Genomic DNA, 18,462 nt, shown 5'->3' with positions numbered 1-18,462 from the left:
GGCCGCCCCTTCGACGGAGGTAACCCACGTGTCAACGGCGACAGCCATACGTCCCCCCAGGCAGCGCAAGCAGCCCAGCGTCCCGGTCCAGAAGGCCGCGAAGATCCGCAACTCCCTCTCGGAGCGGATCGCCCCCTACGCGTACGTCGCGCCCTTCTTCCTCATCTTCATCGTGTTCGGGCTCTTCCCGCTGCTCTTCACGTTCTACGTCTCGCTGTTCGACTGGAACCCGATCGGCGAGCAGACCTTCGTCGGCCTCGCGAACTTCCAGCAGCTCTTCGCGGACAGCCGGTTCTGGAACGCCCTGGTCAACACCTTCGGCATCTTCATCATCTCGACCGTGCCGCAGCTGCTCTTCGCGCTCTTCCTGGCGCACCTGCTCAACCACGCGCGGCTGCGCTGGGCGAACTTCTGGCGCATGGCGCTGCTGGTGCCCTACATCACCTCCGTCGCGGCGACCGCGATCGTCTTCGCGCAGATCTTCGACAAGAACTTCGGCCTGATCAACTGGTTCCTCGGCATCTTCGGACTGCCGTCGATCAACTTCCTGGCCACCAACTACGGCTCATGGATCGTCATCTCGACGATGGTCTTCTGGCGCTGGTTCGGCTACAACACGCTCCTCTACCTGGCGGGGCTCCAGTCGCTCCCGCGCGAGATGTTCGAGGCCGCCTCGGTCGACGGCGCCTCCAGCTGGCAGCAGTTCCGCCACCTCACCATCCCGGCGCTGCGCCCGATCATCGTCTTCACCGTGATCATGTCGACCATCGGCGGTCTGCAGATCTTCACGGAGGCGCTCCTGGTGGCTCCCGAATCGGGCCTCACCTGCGGCGCCGGCCGGCAGTGCCAGACGCTCGCGCTGTTCCTCTACGAGCAGGGCTTCGGCCAGTTCAAGTTCGGCTACGGCTCCGCCATCGGCGTCGTGCTGTTCGTGATCGTCGTGGTCGTCTCGCTGATCAACTTCTACCTGTCCACCCGCACCCGGAAGGCGGCCGTCTGATGTCCGATGTGATCGATCAGGCCCTCCCGCAGGCCCGGGCCGTCGCCACCGGCGACACCCCGAAGACGCTGCCGAAGCGCCGCGGCAAGGGCGGCGGGGTCGGCTGGCCGACGTACGTCTTCCTCGTCGTCGCCGTGCTCGTCTCGGTGTTCCCTCTCTATTACATGTTCGTCATCGCGTCGGTCGGAGCGACCGCCGTCACGTCGATCCCGCCGCGCCTGTACCCGGGCACGAACTTCTTCGCCATCGCGGAGAAGGTGTTCGACACCGTCCCGTTCATCGCGTCGCTGTTCAACTCGCTGATCGTCTCGCTGAGCATCGCGGTCCTCTCCGCGATCCTCTGCGCGATGGCCGGCTTCGCCTTCGCGAAGCTGCAGTTCCCGGGCCGCAACGTGCTGTTCCTGATCGTGCTTCTGACCATGACGGTGCCGGCGCAGCTGAGCATCATCCCGCAGTACCTGATCGTCTCGGCCCTCGACTGGGTCGACACCCTCCAGGCGATCATCGTCCCGGGTCTGGCCAGCGCCTTCGGCATCTTCTGGATGCGCCAGCACATGTCCACGACGGTCAGCGACGAGCTGATCCAGGCGGCCCGCATCGACGGCGCCAACTCCTGGCAGCTGTTCTGGCGCATCGCCTTCCCGGTGGTCCGCCCTGCGGCGTTCGTGCTCGGGCTGATCACGTTCACCGCGGTCTGGAACGACTTCATGTGGCCGTTCATCGTGCTGAAGTCGCCGGAGCTGTTCACGGTGCAGATCGCGCTGAAGCAGCTGCAGGCCAACCGCTCGATCGACGTCGCGCTGGCGATGGGCGGGTCGTTCATGGCCACGCTGCCGCTGCTGATCGCGTTCTTCTTCGTCGGCCGCCGCATGGTGTCCGGGATCATGGACGGAGCGTTCAAGGGCTGATGCACGACGCCTCCACCACTCTCGTCCCCTCCGACCGCACCGACGAGACCGGGGATCGGAGCGGTGGTCGCGACTGGCGGGACCGCTCCCTCTCCGCGAGCGAGCGGGCCCGTCTCCTCACCGCCGAGCTCACGCTCGAGGAGAAGGCGGCCCAGCTCGGCTCCGTCTGGCTCACCGACTCCGCCGACGACTTCGCCCCGAAGCTCGAGGGCGGCCCCGAGACCGCGGCCGACCCGTTCGACGGCGGCCTCGGCCAGCTCACCCGCGTCTTCGGCACCGAGCCCGTCTCGGTGCCGGAGGGCGTGCGCCGGCTCCGCGAGCTGCAGGAGCGGGTCGTCGGCTCGCAGCGCCTCGGCATCCCGGCGATCGCGCACGAGGAGTGCCTGACCGGGCTCGCCGCGTACGGCGCGACCGCGTTCCCCACTCCGCTCGCCTGGGCGGCCACCTTCGACGAGGACCTCGTCGGTGAGATGGCGGAGGCGATCGGCTCCGACATGCGCGCCCTCGGCATCCACCAGGGGCTCGCGCCCGTGGTCGACGTCGTGAAGGACTACCGCTGGGGCCGCGTCGAGGAGACCCTCGGCGAGGACCCGTACCTGGTCTCGCAGCTCGGCACCGCGTACGTCGCCGGGCTCGAGTCGGCGGGGATCATCGCGACGCTCAAGCACTTCGCCGGCTACGCGGCCTCCCGCGGCGCCCGCAACCACGCTCCCGTGAGCATGGGGCCGCGCGAGATCGCGGACACCGTGCTGCCGCCGTTCGAGGCCGCGCTGCGGCACGGCGGCGCGCGCAGCGTGATGACCTCGTACACCGACATCGACGGCGTGCCCAGCAGCGCGAGCCGGCACCTGCTGACCACGATCCTGCGGGAGAAGTGGGGCTTCGAGGGGACGGTCGTGGCCGACTACTGGGCCGTGCCGTTCCTCCAGGCGATGCACCACGTCGCGGTCGACACCGCCGACGCGGGGCGGCTGGCGATCCGGGCCGGCGTGGACGTCGAGCTGCCGCAGACCGCGGCGTACGGCGAGCTGCCGCGGCTCATCCGCGAGGGCGTCGTCGACGAGCGCGACCTCGACCGCTCGGTCGAGCGCCACCTGCGCCACAAGTTCGAGGCCGGGCTGCTCGACGGCGGACCGCTCGTCCCCGAGGGCGCCGAGTCGGTGGACCTCGACAGCGCGCGCAACCGGGCCATCTCGCTCCGGATCGCGGAGGAGTCGGTCGTGCTGCTGCGCGACGACGATGTCCGCGGACTGCTCGCCTCCGGCACGGTCGCCGTGGTGGGCCCGGCGGCGGACCAGTTCCGCAGCCTGGTCGGCTGCTACGCCTTCCCGAACCACGTGCTCTCCAAGCACCCGGGGCACGACCTCGGGATCGAGATCCCGACCGTGCTGACCGCCCTGCGCGCCGAGCTCGGCGAGGAGCGGGTGCGCTTCGCGGCCGGCGGGTCGATCACCTCCGCGGACACCTCCTCGATCGCCGAGGCGGTCGCGACGGCGCGCTCCAGCGACGCGGCCGTGGTCGTCGTCGGCGACGTGGCCGGGCTGTTCGGCGACGGCACCTCGGGCGAGGGCTGCGACGCCGCCGACCTGCGGCTGCCGGGCGCTCAGGACGAGCTGGTCGCGGCGGTGCTCGCGACCGGCGTGCCGACAGTGCTCGTCGTGCTCTCGGGTCGGCCCTACGCGCTCGGCGCCTACGGAGCGGCGCGCGGGGTCGTGCAGGCGTTCTTCCCCGGGGCGGACGGGGCGGCCGCGGTCGCCGGCGTGCTCTCGGGGCGGGTCTCGCCGACCGGGCGCCTGCCCGTGCAGATCCCGCGGCTCCCCTCGGCGTCGACGACGTACCTGCAGCCGTCGCTCGGGCTCTCGAACCCGGGGATCACCGCGCTCGACAACACGCCGCTGCACCCGTTCGGATTCGGGCTCACGCGGGGCGCGATCACGTACGAGGCGCTGTCCGCACCGGCCGTGCTGGCGGTGGACGGGGCGCTCGACGCCGCGGTCACCATCCGCAACAGCGGCGAGGACACCGTCGAGGTCGTGCAGCTGTACGCCGCCTACCCGACCTCGCCCGTCGTGCGGCCGGCCGCGCAGCTGCTCGGCTACGCGCGCGTGCCGATCGCCGCGGGGGAGTCGCTGACCGTGCACTTCCACGTCGAGGCGGCGCGGCTTGCGGCGACCGGCGAGGACGGCGCGCTCAGCGTGGACCCGGGCCCGCTGCGCCTGACCGCCGGCCCGTCGGCCGCCGACGCGGCGCAGACCGCCGACGTCGCGCTGACCGGCGAGCGCCGCGTGCTCGCCGAGCGCGCCCTCCGCACCCCCTGGTCGGTGACCCGCGGCTGACCCGCCGCCTGCTGGCCGAGCAGCCACCGAGCGGCGGCCGCACATGCTGGTCGAGTAGCCCCGGAGGGGCGTATCGAGACCCACCCTCCTGGTGGCGCCGGATCTCGATACGCGCCCTGCGGCCGCTACTCGATCAGCATGAGGCGGAGCGCCCCCTCCATGCTGGTCCGGCATCGCGGAGCGGCGTCCTTTCATGCTGGTCGAGTAGCCCCGGAGGGGGCGTATCGAGACCCACCCCTCCTGGTGGCGCCGGATCTCGATACGCGCCCTGCGGGCGCTACTCGATCAGCAGGAGGCGGCTCCGCAAGGGGCCTGCGCCCGCCGCCCCGCGCGCCTACCGTGAACAGCAGCACCCCCGGCGCGAGGACGCGCGCGGGGCCGGACTTCTCGAGGAGAGACATGCCTGCACTGACCGACACCTTCACCCTGTCCAACGGGGTCGAGATCCCGAAGATCGGCTTCGGCACCTGGCAGATCGAGGACGGCGCCGACGCCTACGACGCGGTGACCACGGCGCTCGAGGCCGGCTACCGCCACATCGACACCGCCCGCGGCTACGGCAACGAGGCGAGCGTCGGCCGGGCGCTGCGCGACAGCGGGATCCCCCGCGACGAGGTCTTCATCACCACGAAGCTGCCCGCCGAGGTCAAGGATCACGCCGGCGCGAAGGACAGCTTCGAGACGACGATGGCGGCGCTCGAGCTCGAGCACGTCGACCTCTACCTGATCCACGCCCCGTGGCCGTGGTCGGACATGGGCTCGGACCACCGCGACGGCAACATCGCGGCCTGGAAGGCGATGGAGGAGATCTACGACTCCGGCCGCGCCCGCGCGATCGGCGTCTCCAACTTCTCCGTCGACGACCTGGAGTCGCTGATCGCGGCGACCGACGTGAAGCCGCACGCCAACCAGATCCGCTGGTTCGTCGGCAACACCCAGGACGAGACGACCGACTACTGCCGCAGCAACGGCATCCTCGTCGAGGGCTACTCGCCGCTGGCGACCGGCGGCCTGCTCGAGAACTCCGACCTCGCCGACATCGCGAAGGTGAACGGCGTCTCCGTCGCGCAGCTCTGCATCCGCTACCTCCTCGAGAAGGACGTCCTGCCCCTGCCGAAGTCGACCACCCCCGCGCGCATCCGCGAGAACGCCCAGGTCGACTTCCCTCTCTCCGCCGACGACGTCGCCCGCCTCGACGCCCTCACCGACACGGAGTCCTGACCCGCGGAGGAGCCGCGCTGCCCATTCTGGCCGAGTAGCCGCGCAGCGCCCCCATGCTGGTCGAGTAGCCGCGGAGCGGTGTATCGAGACCCCGCGTCCTTGCGGTGGTGGATCTCGATACGCGCCCTGCGGGCGCTACTCGATCAGCATGGAGTGCGCGCACGCGTCCATGGCGGTCGAGTAGCCGCGGAGCGGCGTATCGAGACCCGCACGCCTGCCCGCGTCACTTCCGCTTCTTCGGAGTGCTGATCTCCTTGTCGTCGAGAAGCCGGTCAGCGTTCCAGCGGAGGCGCTCGACGAGACCGGGGGAGCACTCGGACGGAGCGGGCACCGCGTCGAGGGCCGCGCGCAGCCGCTCGATCGTCTCGCGCACGAGGAGTTCGGCCGGCCTCTCACCGATCACTCGCCAGGAGGCGATCTCGGCGAGGATCCGTTCCGCGGAGATTCTGCGGTGATCGAACTGCCCGTCCACGGCCAGTGCCAGGTCCCAGGAGATGAGGCCGTCCTGGAAGAGATTCGGCAGCGCGTCGTAGATCGGCGCCAATCGCGATCCCTCAGGCAGATGGAGGAGTGCGACGTTCTTCGCGTGCGCGTCGTTGTCGCCGATCGCCATCGTGTAGGCGAGCCTTCGGATCCAGCCCCGGACAGCGGCCGCCCCATCCGGGATCGATCCGAGCAGCTCGGCGATCCGCGCGGCTGTTGCCCGTCGGGGATCGTTCGGCCACTCGGGATCCTGGAACTTGACCGCTGAGTCCCGCCAGTCGAGCCCGAGGGCCTGTGCCAGGTCCTCCTGGTGGAGAAGGAGGACCTCGCCGTCGCGGACCTCGCGATCGAAGCGCTCGATCGCGAGGTAGGTGGTCGCTCCGGCGGAGTGGACAGAGCTCTCGAACTCCGCGAGCCCTATGTGCTGCGCGAGGAGGTGGCTGTAGTGCTCGTCGAAGAGGCGGTGCGGTCGGGCGGGGATCTGAGGTTTGAGGATGTGGGTCGAGTGCGCACGTCCGTGGGGAGCGGCCCAAGCTCCCTCGACCTTCGCCACCAGCACCTTGGGTTGGAACCCGGGCAGCGTCGAGCGACTGTCATCGGGAATGCCCTGGTCGCTGTCCTCGAGGGCCTGCTTGAGCCTGGCCGCTAAGGACGCATCGTCCAGCCGCTCGTAGAACGGGCGGCCGGCAGGATCCTCGTCCTGCCGGCGGAGGGTGACCGCGCCGGCGACCGAGCCGCCGAACTCGCTGAGGAGCGCGAAGAGATCGTCCTTGTCGACCCTGCGCTTGGCGGCCATCCGCTCGCGATGATTTCCTTCCGGGACGTAGCCGCCGAGGAAGTCGGAGACGAGAGGAGAAGCCGGTCTGCGACCGGGGATCGTCGCGAAGGACTCGGTGAGGACGATCTCCTCCTCATAGTCGCGGGCGATCCGCAGGTCGACTCGTCGACCGCCCTCCGCCGGTGACACCGAGCCGACGAGGCGGTCGTGGAGGAACAGGTCAAGCGCGGGCATCGTCGTCACGGTATTCCAGGGAGACCGTGATTCCGAGCTCGTGCAGGATGCGGAAGAGCCGCTTGGCGTAGAGCGTCGGCTGCCCGGTCTCCAGGTTCACGACGTACTCGCGCGACAGGCCGATCCGTTCCGCGAGCTCGGTCTGACTCAGGCCGGACTCCTCGCGTACAGCGCGGACGATCGAGGCGAGATCGCTCGCCTTGCGCGCCTTGATGGTCGGCACTGCTCCTCCTGAGGTCTCGAGTGCGGCTCGTATCGCGCCTCGACTGTGGGTATTTCCTCACAATACGCTCATGTGAGGAAAAATGCACAGTCGGGCTCTGTGTGGAAATCCTCACACCGTGGTTCTGCGAGGACTTTCCGGCGTGAGGTCGCTCTCGATCCGTGCCCTTCGGGTGCTGGTCGAATCATCAGGGAGTGCGCGCGAGCTGCCAGGGAGGTCGTGGAGCCGCGCAGCGGCGCCCTGCTCCTGCGGGGTGGAACAGCCGCGGAGCGGCCCTCTCACGCCGGTCCAGCAGCCGCGCAGCGGCTCCCTCTCATGCCGGAAACGCAGCCGCGAAGCGGCTTCCTTCTTGTTGGTCGAGTAGCCGCGGAGCGGCGTATCGAGACCTCGCGTGCTTGCGGTGGTGGATCTCGAGACGCGCCCTGCGGGCGCTACTCGATCAGCATGAAGGGGCGCGGCGGGTCAGGCGAAGCGGAGCAGGTGCGCGCCGTGGGGCTCGAGGGTCAGGGTGACCGCGCCGTCGGCGACGGGGAGGGGCTCGCCCGTCCAGGCGTCGACGGGGGTGCCGGTGCAGCCGAGGTCGGCGAGGTGCGCGGAGTACTCGCGCGGGGAGTCGCCGAGCCAGAAGACGCCGCGCCACTGCACGTCGCCCTGCCAGGCGCTCCAGACGACGAGGTCGCCGTCGCGGACGATCTCGCGGCTGCCCTCGCTGGACAGCAGGGCCAGCACGTCGTCGTTCGTCAGCAGCGCGAGCGTCTCGGGCGGGGTGTCCGGGAGGTGCCCGCCCATCATCAGCGGCGACCGCAGCAGGCACCAGAGCGTCACGAGCGTGCGCTGCTCGGCGGGGGTGAACCGCGACAGGCGGTCCTCGCCCACGTGCGCCCGCACGCCGATCCGGCCGAGCGGCAGCATGTCGGCGTCGGCCCAGGCGCCCGGGCGCTGGTGCGGCGCCCAGCGGGCGGCGCGCTGGAACTGCTCCTGCAGGTGCGCCCAGTCGTCCCAGAAGTCGTCCGAGATCCGCCACATCTGCGCGGTGTCCCGGAGCAGCTCCAGGTTCTCCAGCGAGAGCTGCTTGCCCGGCGATAGGCTCAGCACCATCGGCCGGCCGGTCGCGTCGATCGCACGGGAGAGCGCGGCGATCTCGTCGGCCTGGATCGGCGGGTAGAGCACGTCGTCGAGCTTGACGAAGTCGACGCCCCACGAGGCCAGCTGCGCCATCACCGAGTCGTAGTACTGCTGCGCGCCCGGCACCGTCATGTCGACGCCGAAGTTGTCCGGGTTCCACGGGCAGACGTTCCCGCGGTCGGCGATGTCGGCGCAGGTCGCGTCGGAGCCGAGCACCGGCAGCCCGAGCTCGGCGGCCCGGCGGGGCACGCCGCGCATCAGGTGCACGCCGAAGCGCAGCCCGAGGGCGTGCACGCGCGCGGCGAGCGCGGTGAAGCCTCCGGTCGCCGCGGAGGGGAAGCGCCCCACCGCGGGCTGCGGCCGGCCCCAGTCGTCCAGGACCGGCTCCGACACCTCCTGGTAGTCGCTCGTGCCGGGGTCCGGCTCGTACCACTGGATGTCGACGACGACCGTGTCCCAGCCGTGCGGGAGCAGGTGCTCGGCGAGGTACTCGGCGTTGGCCAGCACCTCGTCCTCGGTGACGGAGGAGCCGAAGCAGTCCCAGCTGTTCCAGCCCATCGGCGGGCGGCGGGCGGCCTCGGTGCGCGTCGCGATCATGCCTCCGACCCTGCCACGAGCGAGCCCGCCACGTCGTCGGGCAGCTCCAGCGACACCGTCGCGAAGGAGTGCGGCGGCAGCGTCACCCGCAGCCCCGTCGCCGTGGTCTCCAGCCCCTCGAGCGCGACCGGGCTGACCGCGTCGGCGTCGCCCGGCCGGTTGTGCGCCTGGGGCGAGTCGGCGGTGAGGAGCCGCCCCGTCGCTCCGGTCACAGAACCGCCGCGGAAGGACAGCTCGATCTCCAGCGGCTCGTCGAGGTCGACGTTGGTCATCGAGACCAGCACGCGCCCGTCCTTCACCGAGGCGGAGGCCGAGGCCAGCGCGATCTCGCGCCCGTCGACCGCGTGGGTCGGCCCGGCGACCGTGGTCGGCAGCACCGTCGCGTCCTGGTGCCCCTTGTTCATCTCGAACACGTGGTAGGTGGGCGTGCGCACCATCTCGCCGCCGTCGGGGTCGGTGAGCAGCATCGCCTGCAGCACGTTGACGGTCTGCGCGATGTTCGCCATCGAGAGCCGGTCGGCGAAGGCGTGGAAGACGTCGAAGTGGATTCCCGCGACCATCGCGTCGCGGATGGTGTTCTGCTGGAAGAGGAAGCCCGGGTGCGTGCCCGGCTCGACGTCCCACCAGGTGCCCCACTCGTCGAGCACCATCCCGTACTTCTTCTCGGGGTCGTGCACGTCCATCACGGCGGCGTGCGAGCGCAGCAGCTCCTCGATGCCCTGCGCGGCGACGATCGTGCTCCAGTAGGTGTCCGAGTCGAAGTCGGTGGCGCTGCCCTTCGCGTGCCAGCTGCCGCCGATCGTGTAGTAGTGCACCGAGACCGACTCCCAGGGCACGGAGGAGAAGGGATGCCCCTCGATCTCGGGGATCACCTCCATCAGCGTCTGCGTCCAGTGCGTGTCCGCGCCGTCGGCGCCGGCCGCGATGCGGTGCAGCGGCACGTCGTTGCCGCTCTGCACGAAGGTGCCGAACTGGCGGGCGAGATCGGCGTAGGCGCCGGCGCGCATGTTGCCGCCGCAGCCCCAGGTCTCGTTGCCGAGGCCCCAGTAGCGGACGGTCCACGGCTCCTCGCGGCCGTGCGAGCGGCGGAGGTCGGCCATCGGCGACTTCCCGGCGCCGGTGAGGTACTCGACCCAGTCCGCCATCTCCTGCACGGTGCCGGAGCCGATGTTGCCGGAGATGTAGGCGTCGGCGCCGAGCAGCTCGCAGAGCGCCATGAACTCGTGGGTGCCGAAGGAGTTGTCCTCGGCGACCCCGCCCCACTGGGTGTTGATCAGGCCGGGGCGCTCCTCGCGCGGGCCGATGCCGTTGGTCCAGTGGTAGCGGTCGGCGAAGCAGCCGCCCGGCCAGCGGAGGTTGGGGATGTCGAGGGCGCGCAGGGCCTCGACGACGTCCAGGCGGATCCCGCCGGCGTTCGGGACGGGCGAGTCCTCGCCGACCCAGAAGCCGTCGTAGATGCAGCGGCCGAGGTGCTCGGCGAAGTGGCCGTAGACGTGCTTGCTGATGGTGGCGCCGGGCCGGTCGAGGTCGACGGTGACGGTGGTGTTCACGGGGTGCTCCAGGGTGGTGGCGGGCGAGTCGGCAGTGGTCGGGGCTGCGGCGCTCACGCGTCGACGCGGACGAGCCGCAGGACGATCGCGCGGTCGGCGTGGAAGGTCGGCAGGTCCAGGCCCGCCTCGCCCAGCAGGCTCCCCGAGTAGGCGGGGGCCGGGGCGTCGGAGTCGAGCGGCACGGTCGCCTCCAGCCAGCGCGGGCTCTGCCAGGGCGGGCCGAGCGAGCCGGGGCGCGCGGCCTCGACGCGGTAGCGGGCGAGCGGGTCCAGGCCCGGGAGGCGGACGCGGCGGCGCGAGTCCGCCGTCAGTGACGGCGTGACCAAGGTGTAGAGCGCCTCGGAGCCGTCGGTCGCGACGACGCCGCGCAGCGACGGCGCGTCGGGGTCGGAGTCGCCGCTCCCGACGACCCGGCCCGTGGCGATCAGCCCGCGGTGCTCGCGGTACGCCGCGATCCAGCCGGCCAGCACCGGCTCCTCCTCGGCGTCCAGCTCGCGGAGGTCCCACTCGAGGCCGAAGTGGCCGAGGAAGGCGATCGCGCAGCGGGTGTGCAGGTCGCTGGTGCGGCCCGTGACGGAGTTGACCGGCGAGGCGACGTGCGAGCCGAGCATCTCCGGCGGCACGAGCAGCCCGGTCCAGCGCAGCATCCGCGAGCGGTCCAGCGGGTCCTGGTTGTCGGAGGTGTGCACGCGGTCGGTGCGCTCGAGGATCCCGAGGTCGACGCGGCCGCCACCGGAGGCGCAGCTCTCGATCTCGAGCTCGGGGTGCCGCTCGCGCAGCTCGTCGATCAGCCGGTAGAGCGCGAGCGTCTGCTCGTGCACGGCGGCGGTGCCGGTGGCGGGGTGCCCGGCGTCGATCAGATCGCGGTTGTGATCCCACTTGAGGTACGCGACGCCGAGGTCGGCGACCAGGCCGTCGAGCACGCCGAGGATGTGCGCGAACGCGTCCGGGTTGGTCAGGTCGAGCACCTGCTGGAACCGGAAGCGCGGCGGCAGCTCCTCGCGGGCGCGCAGGATCCAGTCGGGGTGCGCGCGGGCGAGGTCGGAGTCCTCGTTGATCATCTCGGGCTCGACCCAGAGGCCGAACTCCATGCCCCGGCCGCGGACGTGCTCGGCCAGGGGGAGGAGGCCGTCCGGCCAGGAGACGGGGTCGGGCGTCCAGTCGCCGAGGCCCGCGCGGTCGTCGCTGCGGCCGAGGAACCAGCCGTCGTCGAGCACGTAGCGCTCGACCCCCAGGGCGGCGGCGCGGTCGGCCAGCTCGGCGAGGGTCGCGAAGTCCTGCTCGAAGTAGACCGCCTCCCAGACGTTGAGGGTGACCGGGCGCGGGCGGAGCGAGGAGCGCGAGACTCCGCGGAGGTAGGCGTGGAAGCGGGCGGCGGCGGCGTCGAGGCCGTGGCCGAAGCTGCCGGAGATCCAGGGGGAGGAGTAGCTCTCGCCGCTCGCGAGGCGGACCTCGCCGGGGAGGAGCAGCTCGCCGCCGCGGAAGGCGAGCCAGCCGTCGCCGCGCTCCACGGCGTGCTCGTGGTTGCCGCCGATGCCGACGTGGCAGAGCCAGACCTTGCCGTCGGCCGCGTCGAAGCCGGGGGTGCCGATCGCGACGACCGTCGTCGCGTCCAGGCCCGTGCGGCCGCGCCGCGAGGAGCGCGAGTGGCTGCCGGTGACGACGGGGTGGCGCTGCGGGATCTTCTCAGTGCCCCAGCGGCCGGAGAAGTCCAGGATCTCGCGGGCCTCGTTCGGGATCCGCAGGGCGGGGTCGGCGCCGATCACCTCGAGGTGCCCGGTGCCGTCGTTGCGGACGGAGACGCGCGTCCGGAGCAGTCCCGCGGGCGAGAGAACGATCTCCAGCACGACCCCGATTCCGGCCTGCGCGTCGTGCGCCTCGACGGTCACGGCGGCGCTTCCGGGCTGCACGACAGTGCCCTCCGCGAGGGCCTCGCCGTCCACCGAGACGGCGTCCACGGTGAGCCGCGGCGACCAGCCGGCGCCCTCGCGGTGCACCCGGAGACCGGGCAGACCGGCCCAGCCGAAAGTGTGCTCGGGGAGGATCCCGGGCTCGTAGGGCACGTCCGAACCGCCGTCCATCCCCGTTCTCACGGGGGTGGTTGCGAAAAGGGCGAGGTCGTCGTCGCTCGCGTCGATCCGCGGACCCCAGTGCAGCAGGACGGGCAGGTCGCCTCCCGACTGAGTGAGGAGGGCGGACACGTCATCGGCGACGAGATGGATCACTCTCGGGGATTGCATGATGACATTCCTACCGTCGATCCTGGTCTGAGTACAGTGAGAGATCGATCTCGACCACCGGCGATCCCGTCGTCCTCCCGCTCACTGCAGATCCACCCCGCTTCGATCCGCCCACCCCGATCACTCACCGCCGAGGAGCATCCATGCCGCTGACCCACCCGGCCCCGCACGAGTCCCGCCTGGAGCGCGGAGTGCTCGACGCGCGGCGGCGGCTCAACCGCGACTACCTGCTCTCGCTGAGCGACGAGGGGCTGCTGCAGAACTTCCGCATCGAGGCCGGGATCGGCGACCAGGGCTGGCACCTGCACCCCTCGCAGGACTCGCGCGAGGCTCGCGGACTCGACCGGCACTGGGGCTGGGAGACGCCGGGCTCGCAGCTGCGCGGGCACTTCCTCGGCCACTGGCTCTCGGCCGCGGCGCGCGAGGTCGCCGTCACCGGCGATCCGCTGCTCCGCGCCCGGATCGGCTCGGTGCTCGACGGTCTCGAGCGCTGCCAGGAGGAGAACGGCGGCGGCTGGATCTGGGCCATCCCGCGCGGCTACCTCGACCGCCTCGCGACCGGCCGCCCGATCTGGGCGCCGCAGTACGCGATGCACAAGCTGCTGATGGGCCTGGTCGACCTGCACCTCGACCTCGGCGACGAGCGGGCGCTGCGGATGGCGCGGGCGGCGACGACTCCGCTGCTGGAGTGGGTCCGTGGCTTCGACGACGACGCGTTCCAGGAGATCCTCGAGGTGGAGACCGGCGGCATGCTCGAGGTCTGGGCCGACCTCCTCGCGATCACCGGCGACCCCGTCTACGCGGAGCTGCTCGAGCGCTACGACCGCCGCTCGCTCTTCGAGGGCCTGCTCGCGGGCCGCGACGTGCTCACCAACATGCACGCCAACACCACGATCCCCGAGGTGCTCGGCGCCGCCCGCGCCTACGAGGTCACCGGCGACGAGCGCTGGCGGCGGATCGTCGAGGCCTACTGGGAGCAGGCGGTCGTGCTCCGCGGCACCTTCTGCACCGGCGGCCAGACCTCGGGCGAGATCTGGACGCCGCCGTTCGAGTTCGCCGCCCGCCGCGGCGAGAAGACGCAGGAGCACTGCACGGTCTACAACATGATCCGGCTGGCCGACGTGCTGCTGCGCTGGACCGGAGACCTCGCCTACGCCGACTACATCGAGCGCAACCTCTGGAACGGCCTGCTCGCCCAGCAGAACCCGAGGACCGGGCTGGTCGCCTACTTCCTGCCGATGGAGGGCGGCGCCCGCAAGGACTGGGGCAGCCCGACCGAGGACTTCTGGTGCTGCCACGGCACGCTGGTGCAGGCGCACACCCGCCACTCCGGTCTCGTCTTCTACCGCGGCGGCGACGCCGAGCTGACGATCGCGCAGCACGTCGACGCGAGCGTCCGCGTGGCGACCGCCGCGGGCGAGGCGGCCGTGCGGGTCGAGGTGCTCGACAACGCCGGCTACGTGGGCCCGGACGCGAACGCGGGGGAGGCGGGCGATGCGCACCGGCCGTCCGCGTCGCGGATCCGGGTCACGGTGGAGTCGGCGGAGGGGGTCGCGCTGCGGGTGCGGATCCGGGTGCCGGAGTGGACCGTCGGCGAGCCGAGCCTCGCGGGCGACACCGCGCGGGTCCAGCGCCGCGACGGCGCGCTCCTGCTGACGCACCCCGGCGGCCGCACCGGCGTCGACCTCGCCTTCGGCACCGAGATCCGCGCCGTGCCGATCCCGGACGAGCCCGGCACCGTCGCGTTCGTCGAGGGGCCGGTCGTGCTGGCCGGCCTCGTCGACCGCGAGGTGAGCCTCCGCGGCCGCCTCGAGGACGCCCCCGCGCTGCTCGCCCCCGACAACGAGCGGCAGTGGACCCAGTGGCTCCGCGGCTACCGCACCCTCGGCCAGCCCGCCGCGATCCGCTTCCGGCCTCTGCACGAGGTCGTCGACGAACCCTTCTCGCTCTACTTCCCGGTCTCGGCCGGGAGCTGATGGACAGGACTCCCTCCGTGACCTGCGCTCCGCGCTCATGACCGCCTCCGCCACCACCGCCTCCGCCACCCGGGCGATGCCCCGCGGCCGGCTGCTGCTGCCGATCTTCGCGATGCTGGTCGGCTTCGGGCCGCTCACCATCGACCTGGTGCTGCCCTTCCTGCCGACGCTCCAGGACGACCTCGGCGTCTCGGTCGCGACCGCCCAGCTGGTGGTCACCGGCGCGACCTTCGGCTTCGCGGCCGGCCAGCTGATCTCGGGTCCGCTCAGCGACGCGGTCGGCCGCAAATGGCCGCTCGGCGTCTCGGCGGCGCTGCACATCGCGGCGAGCCTCGTCGCGGCGATGACCTCCGACACGGCGGTGCTGCTCTCGGCGCGCTTCGTCCAGGGTGCGGCCTGCACCGCGGCCGGAGTGGTCGTCACCGCGATCGTCCGCGACCTCTACAGCGGCAAGCGGCTCGTGACGATGCTCGCGAACCTCGCCGTGATCGTCTCGGTCTTCCCGATCCTGGTCCCCTCCGTCGGCGCACAGCTGACCAAGGTGATCGACTGGCGCGGCTCCTTCCTCGCGGTCGCCGCCTGGGGAGCGCTCGCCACCGTGATCGCGCTGCTGGTGCTGCCCGAGACGCTGCCCCGCGAGCGGCGGCACCAGGGCGGGCTCGGCCCGTCGCTGCGGAACTCGTTCGGGATGCTGAGGCGGCCACGGGTGCTGGCGCTCGCCGCCGCCTCGGCGGCCGGCTGGTCGGTCGGATTCGCCTACCTGGCGACGGCGCCGTTCCTCTACACGAACGTCTACGCGGTGGGGCCGGACCTCTACGGGCTGCTGTTCCTGGTCACCTCGCTCGTGACCATCGCGGTCGGGCAGACGACGGGCCGGGTGATCGTGCCGCGGTTCGGGCCCCGCTTCGCGATGTTCGCGTCCGCGATCGTCACGGGTGTCGGCGCCGTGGTGGTCGCGGTGCTCGCCCTCACCGGGACGCAGCCGCTGCTCGTCGTCGTCGGCGCGCTCACCTTCGCGCTCGCCGGGCGCTCGCTCGGCTTCGCGCCGGTGCAGTACCTCTCGCTCCAGGGCCCGTCGAGCGAGGCGGGCAGCGTCACCGCGATCCTCGGCACGGTCAGCTTCACGGCGGCCGGCCTGGTGATGCCGGTGATGGGCGCGTGGGCCGAGATCTCGCTGATCCCGTTCGCGATCCTCCTGCTCGTCGCGGCGCTCGTGGAGGGCGGAGTCGCGCTGCTGTTCCGGCCGGGCTCGCGGCGCTTCGATCCGGGCGCGCGGCGGCTCGAGGACGAGCCGGGGCCGGCGGACGCGTCCGCGGCCGACCTCCGCACGCACGACGAGAAGCACTGACATGACCCTCCAGGAAGGATCCACCGTGGAACTCCGCTCCGGCGACTACACCCTGCGCGCCCGTGCGGGCGGCCTCGAGGTGCTCGCGGGCGAGCACGTCCTCTACGCCAACGACCGCCCGCTGCGCGTCACGGTGAAGACCGTCACCGCGATCAGCGAGTACTCCGGCGCGCCCTACGACGACGTCTCGATCGCGGACGGCGCGCTCACCGCCACCGGCACGATCACCGCGCGCTCGGGCTCGTCCTTCGCCGTCACCGACGTCTGGCGCGTCGCCGGCGCCGGCTTCTCCGTGCACCGCGAGGTCGAGGTGCTCGCGGCCGGCGGCGACCTCGGCTTCGCCACGGCGATCTCGCTCGGGCTGACCGGGTCCGACGACCTCCGCGACTACGAGTGCTTCGCGCCCGGCGCCTGGTACCGCGACAACGCCTTCGGCCCGGCCGACGCGATGGGCCGCGACCCCGGCAGCGAGTACTTCTGGCGCACCGAGACGCACTACGCGCTGCCGCTGTTCGCCGCGCAGAGCCTCGCCACCGGCGAGACCGTGGCGCTCTCGCGCTGGGCGGCCGACGTCACGCTGCCGCGCCTGGACGTGGTGCGCTCGGAGAACTTCACCGACCCGGAGTGCACCGTCGGCTCGATCGGCCTGAGCCGCCCGCAGGGCACCACGCTGAACTACCTCTACTACGGCTTCGGCGTGCGGACGCCGCTCGACGAGGAGCCCGCCGGCCTGTCGATCGACTACGTCTACCCCGGCGCCGACGGCGAGCGCCCGGTCGACAACCCCTACTCCGGGCTCGACTACGACGCGGCGCCGAAGTCGCTGCAGCGGGTCAACCACCCGGTCGAGGTCGGCTTCCGCCAGCGCTACGCCGTCGCCGTCGACCTCGGCCGCCACGACGACTTCGCGACGATGATGCGCGCCACCTGGCGCAGCGCCTACGCGCGCCTCCGCGACGACCTGTTCGAGGTCGACAACGAGCGGCACTTCCACCACGGCATGGCGATCCTGCAGCGCCTCACCCGCCGCTACGGCGACTCCTGGGGCCTGCCGTTCGCCTGCCAGCTGCCGGACCTGGACGTCTCGAGCGTCTCGTTCCAGTTCGGCTTCGTCGGGCAGCAGCCCGGCATCGGCTACCAGCTGCTGCGCTACGGCGACCGCGAGGGCGTGCCCGAGGCGTTCGAGCAGGGCGTCGGTATCGTCGACTTCTGGGCGCGGACGGCCCTGCCCGAGTCCGGTCCGCCGCGGATGTGCTTCAACCCCTCCCTCGGCGGCTTCGAGCCGTACCCGCACTACCTGCGGATGCTCGCCGACGGTGTCGAGGCGATCCTCGACGCCTACCTGCACCTGCGCGGCCTCGGCGACGAGCGGCCGCTCTGGCTCGAGGTCTGCCGGCGGACCGCCGACTGGCTGCTCGAAGTGCAGGACGCCGACGGCAGCTTCCACCGCGCCTACAACGCCGACGGCTCGGTGCGGATGGACTCGCGCTCGAACACCCCGAGCGTCATCCGCTTCCTCGTGCAGCTGCACCTGGTGACGGGGGAGGCGCGCTACCGCGAGTCCGCCGTGCGCGCCGGCGAGTGGTCGTTCGCGAACATCCACCGGACGCTCGAGTACCGCGGCGGCACCTGCGACAACGCGGACATCCAGGACAAGGAGGCCGGCATCTACGGGCTGTTCGGCTTCCTCGCGCTCTACGACCTGACCGAGGAGCACCGCTGGCTGGAGGGCGCCGTCCGCGCCGCCGACTACACCGAGACCTGGACCTACGCCTGGTCCTTCCCGGTGGTCGCGCCCTGGCCGCATCCGTTCAACCGGTACTCGATCAGCGGACAGAGCATCATCACCCTCGGCGGCGGGGCGGACGTCTACCTGGCGGCCTGCTCGTACAGCTACTACCGGCTGTCCCTGATCACCGGCGACGACCACTACCGCGACGTCGCGGAGTTCCTGCACCGCAACACCCGCCAGTCGACCGACGTCGACGGCAGCATCGGCTACGCGATGCCCGGCCTCGGCCACGAGAGCGGCGACTTCGCGACCCAGACCCTCCGCAGCCACCACCACTGGCTGCCCTGGTGCACCTTCGTCGAGGTCGACCCGTCCTCGCGCCTGCGCGACACCTTCGGCGTCTACGAGATCGCCGACGCCCAGCGCCTGCCGCCGGCTGAGCTGGCGGCCCGCAACCGCATCTACGACCGCTACGGGCGGCGGGACGCCTGAGCGCGGGCGGCGTCCGGCAGCACCTCCGGCAGCACCTCCGGCGGCACCTCCGGCGGCATCTCCGGCTCGCGGAACCGCCTCCGGCTCGCCGGATCCGGCTGTTCCCGCGTGCCGAGGCGCGTTCCACGTGCCGGAGGTCACCCCGGTCGACCTCCGGCCGATCTCCGGCTCGCGGTTCCATGTCCGGCTCGCTGGATCCGCGTGTCTCAGCGTGCCGAG

At 71.8% G+C, this 18,462-nt stretch carries 12 protein-coding genes; 7 read left to right on the top strand and 5 right to left on the bottom strand.

The features are described 5' to 3' along the window. The first annotated feature begins 28 nt into the window (after positions 1 to 28). From MT351_RS09920 to MT351_RS09905, 4 genes are all read left to right on the top strand, one after another. Positions 29 to 1,000, top strand: coding sequence for a carbohydrate ABC transporter permease (locus tag MT351_RS09920; RefSeq protein WP_243582086.1), 972 nt, complete (start codon positions 29 to 31; stop codon positions 998 to 1,000). Continuing rightward, a complete protein-coding gene (locus MT351_RS09915) occupies positions 1,000 to 1,908 on the top strand; it encodes a carbohydrate ABC transporter permease (RefSeq protein WP_243582085.1) in 909 nt (302 codons plus the stop codon). Before MT351_RS09920 ends, MT351_RS09915 begins: the two co-directional genes overlap by 1 nt. Continuing rightward, the gene (locus MT351_RS09910; protein ID WP_243582084.1) at positions 1,908 to 4,244 is read left to right on the top strand and encodes a glycoside hydrolase family 3 N-terminal domain-containing protein; all 2,337 of its coding nucleotides are present in this window, start codon (positions 1,908 to 1,910) and stop codon (positions 4,242 to 4,244) included. The genes MT351_RS09915 and MT351_RS09910 overlap by 1 nt, the downstream gene beginning before the upstream one ends. Positions 4,245 to 4,643: 399 nt before the next feature. Beyond that, positions 4,644 to 5,465 carry an aldo/keto reductase gene (locus MT351_RS09905; protein ID WP_243582083.1) on the top strand — a complete coding sequence of 274 codons (822 nt, stop codon included), beginning with the start codon at positions 4,644 to 4,646 and terminating at the stop codon, positions 5,463 to 5,465. A 223-nt stretch (positions 5,466 to 5,688) separates the two neighbouring features. On the opposite strand, the gene MT351_RS09900 is transcribed toward MT351_RS09905, so the two are convergent. The 5 genes from MT351_RS09900 to MT351_RS09880 form a co-directional block, all read right to left on the bottom strand. Further along, entirely contained in the window at positions 5,689 to 6,960 is a 1,272-nt protein-coding gene (locus MT351_RS09900) for a type II toxin-antitoxin system HipA family toxin (protein ID WP_243582082.1), read from the bottom strand. Beyond that, positions 6,947 to 7,183, bottom strand: coding sequence for a helix-turn-helix domain-containing protein (locus MT351_RS09895; RefSeq protein ID WP_243582081.1), 237 nt, complete (start codon positions 7,181 to 7,183; stop codon positions 6,947 to 6,949). The genes MT351_RS09900 and MT351_RS09895 overlap by 14 nt, the downstream gene beginning before the upstream one ends. 462 nt (positions 7,184 to 7,645) lie before the next feature. After that, positions 7,646 to 8,905, bottom strand: coding sequence for an alpha-galactosidase (locus MT351_RS09890; RefSeq protein ID WP_243582080.1), 1,260 nt, complete (start codon positions 8,903 to 8,905; stop codon positions 7,646 to 7,648). Then, positions 8,902 to 10,512 (bottom strand): alpha-N-arabinofuranosidase, encoded by a 1,611-nt coding sequence (locus MT351_RS09885; RefSeq protein WP_374204762.1) that lies wholly within the window; start codon positions 10,510 to 10,512, stop codon positions 8,902 to 8,904. Before MT351_RS09885 ends, MT351_RS09890 begins: the two co-directional genes overlap by 4 nt. Further along, positions 10,509 to 12,695 (bottom strand): alpha-galactosidase, encoded by a 2,187-nt coding sequence (locus MT351_RS09880; RefSeq protein WP_243582079.1) that lies wholly within the window; start codon positions 12,693 to 12,695, stop codon positions 10,509 to 10,511. Before MT351_RS09880 ends, MT351_RS09885 begins: the two co-directional genes overlap by 4 nt. A 143-nt stretch (positions 12,696 to 12,838) precedes the next feature. Between MT351_RS09880 and MT351_RS09875 the strand changes: the two genes are divergently transcribed. Genes MT351_RS09875 through MT351_RS09865 form a run of 3 tightly spaced genes read left to right on the top strand, consistent with a single transcriptional unit; the run spans position 12,839 to position 18,243 of the window. Then, on the top strand, positions 12,839 to 14,671 hold the full coding sequence (locus tag MT351_RS09875; protein ID WP_243582078.1) for a beta-L-arabinofuranosidase domain-containing protein: 1,833 nt from the start codon (positions 12,839 to 12,841) through the stop codon (positions 14,669 to 14,671). A 37-nt stretch (positions 14,672 to 14,708) separates the two neighbouring features. Then, positions 14,709 to 16,019 carry an MFS transporter gene (locus MT351_RS09870; RefSeq protein ID WP_243582077.1) on the top strand — a complete coding sequence of 437 codons (1,311 nt, stop codon included), beginning with the start codon at positions 14,709 to 14,711 and terminating at the stop codon, positions 16,017 to 16,019. Positions 16,020 to 16,044: 25 nt separating this feature from the next. Further along, entirely contained in the window at positions 16,045 to 18,243 is a 2,199-nt protein-coding gene (locus MT351_RS09865; RefSeq protein WP_243582076.1) for a hypothetical protein, read from the top strand. Positions 18,244 to 18,462: the final 219 nt, after the last annotated feature.

Source organism: Rathayibacter sp. VKM Ac-2926 (assembly GCF_022815565.1).
GTDB lineage: Bacteria > Actinomycetota > Actinomycetes > Actinomycetales > Microbacteriaceae > Rathayibacter > Rathayibacter festucae.
The sequence above is the reverse complement of the archived record's forward strand: the minus strand, read 5'-3'. Positions and strand labels throughout refer to the sequence as shown.

Bases quoted from the DNA above. Each gene is read 5' to 3' on its own strand.
- MT351_RS09915 (WP_243582085.1), top strand. From the start codon at position 1,000: ATGTCCGATGTGATCGATCAGGCCCTCCCGCAGGCCCGGGCCGTCGCC.
- MT351_RS09910 (WP_243582084.1), top strand. From the start codon at position 1,908: ATGCACGACGCCTCCACCACTCTCGTCCCCTCCGACCGCACCGACGAG.
- MT351_RS09905 (WP_243582083.1), top strand. From the start codon at position 4,644: ATGCCTGCACTGACCGACACCTTCACCCTGTCCAACGGGGTCGAGATC.
- MT351_RS09900 (WP_243582082.1), bottom strand. From the start codon at position 6,960: ATGCCCGCGCTTGACCTGTTCCTCCACGACCGCCTCGTCGGCTCGGTG.
- MT351_RS09890 (WP_243582080.1), bottom strand. From the start codon at position 8,905: ATGATCGCGACGCGCACCGAGGCCGCCCGCCGCCCGCCGATGGGCTGG.
- MT351_RS09880 (WP_243582079.1), bottom strand. From the start codon at position 12,695: ATGCAATCCCCGAGAGTGATCCATCTCGTCGCCGATGACGTGTCCGCC.
- MT351_RS09875 (WP_243582078.1), top strand. From the start codon at position 12,839: ATGCCGCTGACCCACCCGGCCCCGCACGAGTCCCGCCTGGAGCGCGGA.
- MT351_RS09870 (WP_243582077.1), top strand. From the start codon at position 14,709: ATGACCGCCTCCGCCACCACCGCCTCCGCCACCCGGGCGATGCCCCGC.